This is a genomic window from Xenorhabdus poinarii G6 (assembly GCF_000968175.1).
Taxonomy (GTDB): domain Bacteria; phylum Pseudomonadota; class Gammaproteobacteria; order Enterobacterales; family Enterobacteriaceae; genus Xenorhabdus; species Xenorhabdus poinarii.
Window position 1 is genome coordinate 937,571 of the sequence record NZ_FO704551.1, and the last position, 12,475, is coordinate 950,045.

General features: G+C 46.2%; 11 protein-coding genes and 1 other RNA gene. 8 read left to right on the forward strand and 4 right to left on the reverse strand.

Features of this window, described 5'->3' with window-relative positions; translation table 11 throughout:
- Positions 1-5: 5 nt before the first annotated feature.
- The 6 genes from XPG1_RS16965 (at position 6) to XPG1_RS04300 (ending at position 7,706) form a co-directional block, all read left to right on the forward strand.
- Positions 6-386, forward strand: a complete 381-nt coding sequence (locus XPG1_RS16965; protein ID WP_052708242.1) for a hypothetical protein — start codon at positions 6-8, stop codon at positions 384-386.
- 890 nt (positions 387-1,276) lie between these two features.
- Positions 1,277-4,480, forward strand: coding sequence for a TipJ family phage tail tip protein (locus tag XPG1_RS04280; RefSeq protein WP_045960431.1), 3,204 nt, complete (start codon positions 1,277-1,279; stop codon positions 4,478-4,480).
- A complete protein-coding gene (locus XPG1_RS04285) occupies positions 4,477-5,532 on the forward strand; it encodes a hypothetical protein (protein WP_045957976.1) in 1,056 nt (351 codons plus the stop codon). Before XPG1_RS04280 ends, XPG1_RS04285 begins: the two co-directional genes overlap by 4 nt.
- 18 nt (positions 5,533-5,550) lie before the next feature.
- On the forward strand, positions 5,551-6,213 hold the full coding sequence (locus XPG1_RS16970; protein WP_052708243.1) for a phage tail protein: 663 nt from the start codon (positions 5,551-5,553) through the stop codon (positions 6,211-6,213).
- A gap of 16 nt (positions 6,214-6,229) precedes the next feature.
- Positions 6,230-6,805, forward strand: a complete 576-nt coding sequence (locus tag XPG1_RS04295) for a recombinase family protein (protein ID WP_045957977.1) — start codon at positions 6,230-6,232, stop codon at positions 6,803-6,805.
- A 325-nt stretch (positions 6,806-7,130) separates the two neighbouring features.
- Positions 7,131-7,706 (forward strand): hypothetical protein, encoded by a 576-nt coding sequence (locus XPG1_RS04300; RefSeq protein ID WP_045957978.1) that lies wholly within the window; start codon positions 7,131-7,133, stop codon positions 7,704-7,706.
- Positions 7,707-8,419: 713 nt separating this feature from the next.
- Here the strand turns inward: XPG1_RS04300 and ssrA are convergent.
- Positions 8,420-8,783: a transfer-messenger RNA gene (gene ssrA, locus XPG1_RS17400) on the reverse strand.
- A 50-nt stretch (positions 8,784-8,833) separates the two neighbouring features.
- Positions 8,834-9,316 carry an SsrA-binding protein SmpB gene (gene smpB, locus XPG1_RS04305; RefSeq protein ID WP_045960435.1) on the reverse strand — a complete coding sequence of 161 codons (483 nt, stop codon included), beginning with the start codon at positions 9,314-9,316 and terminating at the stop codon, positions 8,834-8,836.
- Positions 9,317-9,453: 137 nt separating this feature from the next.
- On the opposite strand from smpB, the gene XPG1_RS04310 reads away from it, so the two are divergent.
- Together XPG1_RS04310 and XPG1_RS04315 are read left to right on the forward strand one after the other, a co-directional pair.
- The gene (locus XPG1_RS04310; RefSeq protein ID WP_045957979.1) at positions 9,454-9,888 is read left to right on the forward strand and encodes a type II toxin-antitoxin system RatA family toxin; all 435 of its coding nucleotides are present in this window, start codon (positions 9,454-9,456) and stop codon (positions 9,886-9,888) included.
- Complete coding sequence (locus XPG1_RS04315; protein ID WP_045957980.1) at positions 9,881-10,174, forward strand: RnfH family protein; 294 nt, start codon at positions 9,881-9,883, stop codon at positions 10,172-10,174. Before XPG1_RS04310 ends, XPG1_RS04315 begins: the two co-directional genes overlap by 8 nt.
- Before the next feature lie 51 nt (positions 10,175-10,225).
- On the opposite strand, the gene bamE is transcribed toward XPG1_RS04315, so the two are convergent.
- Together bamE and recN are read right to left on the reverse strand one after the other, a co-directional pair.
- Positions 10,226-10,570, reverse strand: a complete 345-nt coding sequence (gene bamE, locus XPG1_RS04320) for an outer membrane protein assembly factor BamE (protein WP_045957981.1) — start codon at positions 10,568-10,570, stop codon at positions 10,226-10,228.
- 112 nt (positions 10,571-10,682) lie between these two features.
- Positions 10,683-12,356 (reverse strand): DNA repair protein RecN, encoded by a 1,674-nt coding sequence (gene recN, locus XPG1_RS04325; protein WP_045957982.1) that lies wholly within the window; start codon positions 12,354-12,356, stop codon positions 10,683-10,685.
- Between the last annotated feature and the right edge of the window lie 119 nt (positions 12,357-12,475).

A 12,475-nucleotide genomic window follows, 5' to 3' on the forward strand; every position in this document is an offset into this window, starting at 1 on the left:
GCAATATGAAAAAAATTGGCCTGATTGGATCTGTGATATTTGCTTCATTCGTTTTAATGGGGTGCGCGAGTAAAGGATTTTTAGAGTTTTTAGGTGGCTCATTAGAAGGGGAGGAGCGACAATACTCGCTCACCAAAGAAGAAAGAATAAAACTCGCGAAAGAGAGGGTGCTTAACGGCCTTAAAGACTCTGAATCAGCCATTTTCAAAGATGTTCATTTTTCAAAAGATGATAGATTTGTTTGCATGATGGTTAACGCTAAAAATTCTTTTGGTGGCTATACGGGTTTTGAGGGAATTATAGTCTCACCCACCAGTCAATTTTTATTAGGCCGAAATGATAAGTTGTACGATTTCAATGCCATTTGGAATCAAACGTGCTTATAAGCATTAAAATATATTAACATTTTTGCATTATAACCCGCTTCGGCGGGTTTTTTATTTATGAGGTCATTATGGCTTATATCGATCCCCCGCTTCGTACCATTCGCCTGCATGGCGTCCTCGCCACCAAATTTGGCGCGACATTTGAATATGCCGCCAGAGATGCCCCGCATGCCATCAGAGCCTCATGCAAACTGATTGCCGGTTTTGAGGAATTCATGATCAATGCGCATAAACAGGGCATTGTTTTTTCCGTCATTGTCGGCGGCCGGAGTTATGACAAAGACGAACTGGACATGACCAAAGGGTCGCGCGATATCCATATTATGCCGGTGATCTCAGGCAGTAAACGCGCGGGACTGTTTCAGACCATGTTAGGCGTGGCCATGATCGGTGCTGCGATGTGGTTAGGCCCCGCAGGTTGGGCGGCGTTCGGTGCGGGTGGTTTTGCTGGTGGGGCACTGGCATTGGGTGGCGCTGCGATGGTGCTGGGGGGCGTCTCACAAATGCTGGCACCTCAGCCCCCTGGATTAGGGATGCGTGAATCCCCGGAGAATAAACCCAGCTACGCATTCGGTGGCGCGGTCAATACTACCGCGCAGGGCAATCCGGTGGCACTCCTCTACGGCACTCGCGAGATCGGCGGTGCCATTATTTCAGCCGGGGTTTACACCGAAGACCAGTATCAGACCGACCAAATTGAGAAGCAACGGAAGTACAATTTTAAAGACATGATGCAGGGTAAACCGTATGACGACTGGAAAACGGAGGAGAATCAGCGCAAAGACCGGGAGCAACGCCAGGAAGAAGAAAAAAATGGTCAAAATGCACATAACAATGCACCTAACATAGCAGGTGCAAAAGGTGGTGGTGGGGGGCATACCCCGACAGAGATGCCCGATAATATCCAATCTACGGCCGTCGCGCGGGTATTGCTGGCGTTAGGCGAGGGGGAGGTTGTTAACGACCTGACCGCCCGCAATATCTATCTGGACGGCACACCATTACAGAACGATGACGGCACCATGAATTTTGAGGGGGTGAAATGGGAATTTAGACCCGGCACCCAACATCAGCGTTATATTCCCGGCATGGCGGCGGCTGAGAATGAAATTCGGATCGGAACTGAAATAAAAACCACTCAACCGTGGGTCAAATACATCGCTAATACGAAATTATCGGCCGTTCGTATCCGTCTCGGCTGGCCGGTTCTGCGTGCGCAAAAATCCAATGGAGATACGGTCGGTTGTCGCGTCGATTATGTGATTGAGTTATCGACGGATGGCGGGAGTTATCAGGCGATTTATGATACCTGTATCGACGCCAAAACAACCACACTGTATGAACGTTCCTATCGCATTAATCTGCCTGAGGCAAAAACCGGCTGGACGGTTCGGGTTGTCAGAAAAACTGCAGACAGCACCAGTGAGCGGGTGGTTGATAAAATGAATATCATGGCGTTTACCGAAATTATTGACGCCAAATTTCGATACCCAAATACCGCTCTGTTATACATTGAATTTGATGCCCGGTTATTCAATGGCAATGTCCCGCTGATTTCATGTCGCCTCAAGGGGCGTATTATTCGTGTGCCGTCCAACTATGATCCGGTTAATCGCACCTATTCCGGTATCTGGGATGGTACGTTTAAATGGGCGCACAGCTATAATCCGGCGTGGGTGCTGTACGATATCCTCCTGAATGAGATGAGTGGATTGGGTGACAAAATCGACACAACCCAAATCGATGAAACTGAGCTATATCGCGTAGCGCAATATTGCGATCAACTCGTCCCGGATGGCCGGGGTGGGACAGAGCCACGGTTTACCTGCGATGTTTACATTCAGTCACGCGAAGAGGCACACAAAGTGTTGACTGATATCGGCGCGATATTTCGCGGCTCGGTTTATTGGGGCGGTAACCAGTTTGTTGCGCTGGCGGACATGCCGGACGATATCGCCTATATTTTTACGCAGGCCAGCGTTATCAACGGGGAATTTGTCTACAGCAGTGGCGCTGAACGCAGCCGGAGCACTGTTGCAATGGTGAGCTGGTCAAACCCTGATAACCATTATAAAGATGAAGTTGAGGTCGTTTCGGACGATGCATTGATCCGGCGTTACGGTATCAATCAAATTGACATTACCGCGATAGGTTGTACCCGTCAGAGTGAAGCGCAGCGCCGGGGAAAATGGGCTATCCTGACCAACTCGCGTGACACGATGGTCTCATTTCAGGTAGGTCTGGACGGTCAAATTCCCCTGCCCGGACAGATTATCGGTGTTGCACACAAAAACCGCGCCGGGCGTGTGATTGGCGGGCGCATTCAGTCAGTAGATGGCCGCAATATCACGCTGGACAGAAAACCTGATGCCACCGCCGGCGACAGACTACTTGTCAACCTGCCCTCGGGCGCATCGCAGGGCAGAACCATTCAGGCCGTTCATGACAACATCGTTACGGTCACGACTGCGTACAGTGAGACGCCTGTCGCAGAGGCGGGGTGGGCGGTTGATGCGCATGATTTAGTGATCCAACAATACCGTGTCGTCGGCATCAAAGATAACAATGATGGTACGTTTGAAATTAACGGGCTTTATCACGACCCCGACAAATTCGCCCGTATCGACACGGGCGCCCGAATTGACGAGCGGCCTATTTCGGTTATCCCGGCGAGCGTCCAGCCACCCCCGTCCTCGGTGAGTATTCAGGGGTTTTCGTTCGTTCAGCAGGGGATATCCACGACGACAGTACAAATCTCATGGACAGCGGCGGACGGTGCGGTTGCCTACGTGGGTGAGTGGCGTCGGGACGGGGGTAACTGGGTGACTATCCCCCGCGCGTCAGCCTCGGAATTTGAGATACCAAATGCCTATTCTGGCCGATATCAGGCACGTATTAAGGCGATCAATTCATTTGATATACCGAGTTTGTTCGCCTCGTCGGAGGAGGTCACTATCAAAGGCAAAGAGGGCAATCCTCCAACCCCACTGGCATTCAGAACCACCCCGATTATTTTCGGTATCCAGATCGATTGGGGATTTGCGCCACAAACTGATGACACGCTGAAAACAGAAATCCAGTACAGCCCGACCCACGACGGCGAGGGGTTAATGTTGTTAGCCGACATTCCCTACCCACAACGCACGCACACTATGCAGGGACTGGCGGCCGGGGTTGCATTCTATTTCCGGGCGCGGCTGGTGGATAAATCCGGCAATCAATCCCCATGGACAGAGTTTGTGCGCGGAGAATCGTCCAGTGATGTGAGCTGGATAACGCAGGTGGTGGGCGATCAGTTCCTCACCACGGAGGCGGGGCAACGATTACAGGAGCAGCTGGACTATCAGGCCGAGGCATCGCTTATCAACGCGAGTGCCATTCATCAGGTCGGCAACGAACTACTGACGCGGGACGGTGAAAACAAGGCAGAAATAAAAAGGATTGACCGGGTTTTTGCCAATAAAACTGAGGCGTGGGCGCAATCCATCAAAGAGGTGAAATCCAGCGTCGGGGAAAACCGGTCGTCTATTTTGGAAAATCAGAAAACCATTAACAAACTGGACTCCTCATTGGCCGAGAGTGAACAGCGGGTGCAGGCACAATTCAAACATCAATCGGCTCTCATTGAGACCAAAGCCACTACGGTTTTTGACCATAAGGGCGGCTCTGCGACGCACACCATCAGGGCGGGCATTATAGACGCCAACGGGAATTATCACGATGCCGGGATGGCTATCAGTGCGGAAACGAAGAACGGCAAAGTCGAGACGCATTTCGCGGTCAGGGCTAACCAGTTTATGGTGCTAAACCCGAGCAATGGGAAGATGGAAACCGTGTTTGTCATTAAAAACGGACAGGTGTTTTTTCGTGAGGGTTTTATTGATTTAGCCACGATTCAGAATTTATTGGTTGGGATGGATATTAAGTCCACTAACTATATTCCCAATCAGCGGGGTTTTAGATTTGACGCCCAAACTGGATTTCTGGAGATTAATGGTGGGGGGCATGGGTATCGCACTCAATTCAAAGATACTGGCATGTACGTCTTTAACAGTAACGGTGTAGCCATCATTGAGTTGGGGGTATTTTTATGAGTAGTTACGGGCTAAAGATCACTAACCAGGAGGATGGGAGTAGTTTTGTTTTTAATGAGCAAACATCCCCCGCCTGCCTGATATGGACTGACTATGTATCCAAAGGTACACCGGGGGTTCATACCAGTCCGACTGACTGGCGATATTTTCAATGGGATTGTCAAGTAAAAATTCCGGCTGGCTATCGGGCACATGTCTACCCGGGCAATTTCACCACGTTTAACCAAGACCGCTCAGGAAATGGATTCAGGTTGACGGGTTTTTATGAAAAGGCGCAGTTTTCCCAGAATGGAGAATCTGTTTCGGTCGATGGGCTACTTTTAGAGAATTTTTTTGATAACTGGCTCACGGAACTAATAAAAGTTATCGCGTACCCGGCAACATCGGGCGGTACGGCAGGATTAAAAATACTGAACAACAGCAATTTTAATACCAGTGTCCCCCCGGCCGGTTTTGGTTATGTTTCCCATAAAGCCCGCGTGTATATTCAAGGCCGCTTTGATCCCGCTTCAATCGACCCCCGGCTCAATTATGGCAACTGCCTGATGTTTTTTTATAACGAAGACCCGGAGTGTATGCTGGTTCATCAAAACGGACATTACGTCAGTTGCAACAGGTATAACGAAGACGGTCGGGATGGATGGTACAGGGTTGTCATCTTTTCTAATATAGGCATCCGGGAGCGACTGGAGCGCGGAGGGTATGGACTCAGGCTCAGAAATAATGATGGGGTTATCACATTTAACTCCGGCGTCGGGGTGCTCACTAAACCGGTCGGTTTAGATGTCAGCAACAGAAAACTGGGCGATATCATTCCCACGGCGGGGATAAAATATCCGATGCTAGTTCCGGCATGGATAGGTCACCATTTATGGATGGAGGGAGATACTGCGTACAGCCGAGATTTATCACTGACCAGTAATGGTGCGGGAGGCTTATTTGTTGGCTCAGGGAAGAGATCGTACTGGAAAGCAAGCCAGTGGGGAACGACCAATTATACAACAAAACAGTCTATTCTCATCTTAGACGCCGCCAGTTATTTCAATTTCTAATTTCTCAGGAACTCACCCATGTACTACTCACAAGGCACAGTCTCGACCGTGTCCGGCTCGGTTATTGTCCGTGGCACGGGAACACAATTTAAATCCAATATTAACGGCGTTGCGCCGGGGCAGATTATTTTAATCCAGTCCGGCAATAATAACCTGTTACACATGATACGGGCGGTTAATTCCGATACCGAATTGACACTGGCCGATAATGTCACGGTCACCCTGAATAACGCGACCTATCAGATTCAAACCACCATACCGGATTCGGTCGGTGATGCTGCCCGGCATATGGTGGCCATTAACAGTTACGTCATTCAGTTTCTGCAAAATATGGATAAATGGCTGACGCAGGATGCGACGGTCAATGTGACGTTACCGAATGGGCAGACCGTATCCCTGCAATCGATACGGGAGATGATCCGTGCCAATATCCCCAGTGCCTCATTCACCACCCCCGGTATTGTTAAACTCAGTAGCGTACTGGACAGCAACAGCGAACTGATAGCCGCAACATCGCTGGCCGTAAAACAGGCGCATCAGGCCGGATATAGTGCGAACCAGAATGCGAATAACCGATTAGAGAAATGGAGGAACGGCACGGACATTCATAATAAATCTGAGTTTGTGAAAAACCGAGGTTTAATAGAAATTCGTTGTGTTGATATAATCGCCAATCATTAGATAGCTGGAGTGAGATATGGCGAAAATCGGCTATATTCGCGTGTCAACACATGACCAAAATTGCGATTTGCAACGGAATGCATTGGTGAATGCAAATTGTGAACAGATTTTTGAGGACAAAATGAGCGGTAAAACCGCAGTCAGGCCGGGACTTAAACGGGCATTGAGGCATCTGAAGGCCGGCGACACGTTGGTCGTCTGGAAATTGGACAGACTCGGGCGTAGCGTGAAAAATCTGATAACGCTGATATCGGAACTGCACGAACGCGGCGCGCATTTCCGGTCACTGACCGACAGCATCGATACCAGTACAGCAATGGGGCGATTTTTCTTTCATGTCATGAGTGCGCTGGCTGAAATGGAACGCGAGCTGATTGTGGAGCGCACCAATGCTGGCCTAGCTGCGGCACGACAACAGGGGCGTATTGGCGGTCGTCCAGTGGTGTTTACCGAGGAAAATCGACAACAAGCGGTTAGGTTACTGAATAAAGGGCACAGCCGAAAACAGTTATCGATTATTTACAACGTATCACTCTCGACAATCTATAAATATTTGCCGGTGGATGCAGTGAAAAATGATGGTGTATTTTGATGGATTGGGGGAATTGTGAGTGGGTGTTACCAGTTTTGATTTTCCCGATTTCAAATCGGAAAATTCGAAAAGCCCTCGTGAGGAGGGCTGGAGTTAGTGGACCGTAATTCTCAGAACTGGTGAATAAAAGGTATTATTAAATCACTTCAACAACTCGCTGATTTTTGAGTGACCCCTAAAAGGGATATTTGCTTATACTAAATCGGATAGGTAAATCACCTCTACGATAGAGTAGCTATCATTTCAACACCCTATTATCGGTGAAACAATAACGAATCAAAATATTAACAAGATATTTTGAATTATGTCATCAGAAGGGGGCGATATGAAAGTTTTATTGAGTGTCATTATGATGATCTTATTTTTAATCATGCAGCCAGCCAAAGCTGGACTCGATTATGTTATAAGATTTGAAAATCAAAAATCATCACCTAAGGATACTAATGTACTGCCTTTTAAACCAGTTGAATCAATGAATTATAATTTTTCTAGAATAAATGATGCGTGCATAAAGAATCCTGGCCCATTAAACTTCACACTTGATAAAGAACCATTCACTATGACTATTCAGGATATTAACTCCGGAGCATGTGTAGGGAAACAGAAAAAAATAATTTGGGTCGTGAGCACGAAAAATTTTTCTGCTGCCAGTCTAGACCCTGATGCTTGCTTGGTGCAATGGAGTGTCACGCTTTATTGGCCCATTCCTAATTGGAATACGGCAGTTACAAGCACTTGTGGTAGCAACAATGATTTTATTATAAAGGCAATGTGCCCTAGTAAGAATTGCTATAATTATTGTTCAGATCTGAATGACTGTCACATGGAGAATATAGAATATGTCAGCGGTTCTGTAAATGGTAATATAATTATAACGTTTGAGGAGAAACCTCGAATATGATTATTTGCTTTCTTAAAAAAGGAACATAATTTATTTAATTCAATTGATTACCAATGGAGGAAATAAGATAAATCAATATATTACGCCAAAGAGGGGAATTATCCTCTTTGACTCTTTGATACCCCTTATTTCCTGCATGGTGCAGGCTTTCGCTTCAAACGTAGACGATAACTACAGGAATTCCTAGAGTTTCAGGAGTCCCGTTGTCGAGGAAAATCTCACAGGTAATGACAAGGGGTTGTCGATCAATAAAAATAATAAAATCAATAAGTTTATTCCTTTTGTCCAGCTCATAAATCAACCATAGAGATGCTCTCTATAGTTGGAATATTGAAAGTTACGGAAGAGATGTCTCGGGTGGTCAAAGTGACCACCTCGGAAAAATCAAAGGGTTAGCCTGCCGAGAAAAAGAATTTGACAGTGAATTTTCGAATGAATTATTGATGAACGTTCTTCAATACAAGGTTCGAGGAGGGTGGTTTAAGGGGGAATAGAACCCAAAACAACATGTGTTTTTGTTACGCTTTTTTACAAATAGAAACACATTAGTGATAAATAAAAACACCTCAGAAGAGAATCTGAGGTGCCTTAAATTTAAGTTCACGTGCATTTCACGTGCACTTTTAAGTCCCTTTACTGTCATGACAGTGACCTACCAACTTTGCTAACTTACTGTTTTTAAAGTTGTTGTCCTTGCACTGTCCAACCTAATTTGGTGGAGCTGGCGGGAGTTGAACCCGCGTCCGAAATTCCTACATCCTCGGTACTACATGCTTAGTCTGGTCTTTACATTCGCTTGCCAGCTGCGGACAGACACGCCACTAACAAACTAGCCTGATTGGATTTAACGCTTCAACCCCAGGCAAGGCATCCACGCGATCTCTTTTAGGTTTGACCTCTCTTGATCCCCGTCCTAAGAGCGGAGGCTAGGGAGAGAGGGCTCTGCGCAGGTTATTAAGCTGCCAGTGCGTAGTTTTCGTCGTTTGCGACTATTGTTTTGCGGCTTTTTACGAGGCCAACCGCCCCTCGGCATGCACCTTGGGTTTCGCGAATCCCGTCGAATCCAGAATCAGCCCCAAGCGTGTTAAAAGCAAGTATATCAGAATATTGAATAAGAATGCCAGTGATTAACGCCCGGAATTCTTCATAATTCTTGCTTTGTCTAATTTCCACTCACGTTCTTTAATATCTGAACGTTTATCGTGCGCTTTTTTACCTTTTGCAACGCCAATTTTAATTTTGCACCAAGCATTTTTCCAATACATGGACAGGGCAACTATGGTATAGCCTTCTCGGTTGATTCGACCATACAGTGAATCAAGTTCACGTTTATTAAGTAGTAGTTTGCGTGACCGTGTCGGATCACAAACTACGTGGGAAGAAGCAACATTCAATGGCGTAATGGTGGCACCAAAAAGATAAGCATCACCATCTTTGAGTAAAACATAACTCTCACTGATGTTAGCCTTGCCAGCGCGCAGTGATTTGACTTCCCAACCTTGTAGGGATAAGCCTGCTTCGAATTCTTCTTCAATGAAATATTCGTGACGGGCTCGCTTATTCATGGCAATTGTTGCCGAACCGGGTTTGTGTGCTTTTTTCTTTGTCATAATGCGTTGTATTATACTGTATGCGTTAGTGAAAGAAATCTCTTCTGCATGATATTTAGCGATAAATGTCATCAGGTTTTTATTTAACCACATTTAAGTGATACTATTTAGCGCAGTTATGTTTTACAGGAAATGATATGCCACAGATTAGTCGCTCTGCGCTAGTGCCTTACAGCGTGGAACAAATGTATAAATTGGTCAATGATGTCACGTCTTATCCAGATTTTTTACCGGGATGTGTGAGGAGCCGTGTAATAAGTAGTAGTTGTAATGAAATGACGGCTTCCGTTGAAGTTTCTAAGGCGGGAATCAGTAAGACATTTGTAACGCGTAATACGTTATTTGATAATGAAAGTATTAGGATGCAACTTGTTGATGGGCCTTTCCGCAAATTAATGGGGGGATGGCATTTTACGCCACTAAGTGAAGAGGCTTGCAAGGTTGAGTTGCATCTCGATTTTGAATTTACCAATAAGTTAATTGAACTTGCTTTTGGTAAGGTGTTTAAAGAGCTGGCGGGTAATATGGTTCAGGCGTTCACTCAGCGCGCTCGTGAGGTTTATCGTGTCTGAAATCAATATCGAAGTCGTGTATGCGCTGCCTGAACGGCAATATCTGCGTAATGTGAAAGTACCGCAAGGAGCAACGGTTGAACAGGCTATTGTCGCCTCTGGTCTTTTGACATTACGTAATGATATTGATTTGACCAAGAACAAAGTCGGCATCTATAGTCGTCCTGCCAAATTGACTGATAGGCTGGAAGAGGGGGATCGTGTTGAAATTTATCGCCCTCTGATTGCCGATCCAAAAGAAATGCGCCGTAAGCGAGCTGAGCGTGCTAAAAATAATGCGCAATAATATCTATTTATTCGCCAGATTACCTACTGGCGAATAAATAATAGACTCATCTTATTGATTCTCTGGCAGTGATTTTTCATTCTTGATATCAGTTAGCACACCGTTGCTGTCAAAAGTCAGTATCAGTGTTTCCTGTGTTACTTTTCCATGCCCCGGTGCTTGACGGAATACGTAATACCAAGTTTGGCTTCCAAAAGGATCGGTCAGCATTGGTGTTCCCAAAGTGAAAGAGACTTGCTGCTGAGTCATTCCCTTATGGATTTTTGATACTGAAGCCGGCGTAAGGTAGTTTCCTTGATTAATATCAGGGCGATAAACAATTCGCTCAAACATGGAGCAACCCGCTGTCAGCATAACAAGTGACACAGTAGCGGCAGTCAATAATTTACAGCGCATAGTAATTACATTCCTTTAGGCGTTAAGCTGTCGATAATAATAAACATTGAAGAGATTGAAAACCTCTACGCATTTACCTATGACTGCAATTATACAAGAAAGTTATATTAATTTATGCTGCTAACAGCTCTTTTGCATTGGCGAGTGTATTTTTTGTGACTTCACTTCCTGCCAGAAGCCGCGCCAGTTCTTGGAGACGTGCTTTTTTATCCAACAGTTGCATCTGGGTTTCTGTTTCTTCACCATCTGTTTGCTTGCTGACATAAAAATGCTGATGCCCACAGCCTGCAACTTGAGGTAAGTGAGTGACACACATCACTTGAGTCGATTCCCCCAATTCACGTAGCAGTCGCCCAACGATTGCTGCTGTTGACCCACTGATACCGACATCAACTTCATCGAAAATGAGTGCGGGGGTTTCCATTTTTTTCGCTGTAATGACTTGAATCGCCAGCGCAATACGGGAAAGCTCTCCTCCTGATGCCACTTTCGCCAGCCCCTGGTGAGGTTGACCGGGGTTGGTTGTGACATTGAATTCGACTTTGCTGGCACCATCGATATTTAAATATTCCGGCTCAAAGGTAATATCGACGGTAAAGCGGCCATGAGGCATAGAAAGCTGGTGCATACTGTTTGTTATCAACTGACTGAGTTCTACCGCATATTTTTGGCGAACATGGTGTAATTTTTCTGCCACTGTCAGTGCCTGTTGATAGTGGCGACTGACAAGCTCACTCAGATGAGCACAATCATCTTCCTGTTGGGATAACTGATGTTGTTCTTCCAATAATTGTTGGTGTAATGCGGGTAACTCTTCTGGTGCCACATGGTGTTTACGCGCCATGTTAATTTGCAGGGAGATTTTCTGTTCCAGCTCGAACAGACGATTAGGGTCTAATTCCAGGTGGTCGCTGTAATGACGCAGCTCGTCACTCACTTCATTGATTTGGATCGCAGCTTCTTCCAGCATATTAAGCAGGCCGCTGAGTTTGTGATCCATACTGGAAAGTTCTGTCAGTTCACTGCGCGCATAGCTGAGAAGGCGAAGAATGTTCTGATCATCATTATCACTTAATAGTTGGAGAATATTTTGGCTGATGGATAAAAATTGCCCGCAGTTTGCTAACCGTTTGTATTCGCTATCCTGTTCTTGGTAATCACCCGGTTGTGGTGACAGTTCGTTCAGCTCTTTCAGGTGATATTCCAGTAATTGCTGGCGTGAGCGACGCTCAAGAGCTTGTTGCTGGAATTGAGAGAGAGCCTGACAACTTTGGCGCCATTGTTGATAAGCCTGTTTCATTTCATGCTGCAGTTCAACGTCACCCGTATAAATATCCAGCAGGCGTCTTTGATGGCGGTTTTCTAGCAACAATTGATGGGCATGTTGCCCGTGAATTTGAATCAGGTGTGAACCCAATTCGCGTAATTGAGAAAGAGGGACAGCAGTGCCATTGATAAAACCGCGAGAACGCCCATCAGCGGTAATGGTACGACGTAACAGGCACTCATTGCCGTCGTCAAAGCTGCCATCAAGCTGGTGGTCTACAAGCCATTTACGGGCAGAAGGCGCATCGGCCAGCGAAAAACGGGCGCAAAGATCGGTACGTGGAGCACCCGGACGAACCATATTGGCTTCGCCGCGATTGCCAAGGCATAAACCTAACGCATCAATTGCTATAGATTTACCCGCGCCGGTTTCACCGGTGATGGCTGTCATGCCTGAGCGAAAATCAATTTCAAGTTCGCGAACGATAGCAAAGTTATTGATGGTCAATTGAGTCAGCATCATGCCCCTCCTTTTTTCACTGTATACAAAACACGTTACGGTATGTAAAACATGCCACTGCAAATAAAAACATGTCTGTGCTTCCATACAGTATAAACTGGTTTTTTATACAGTAAATA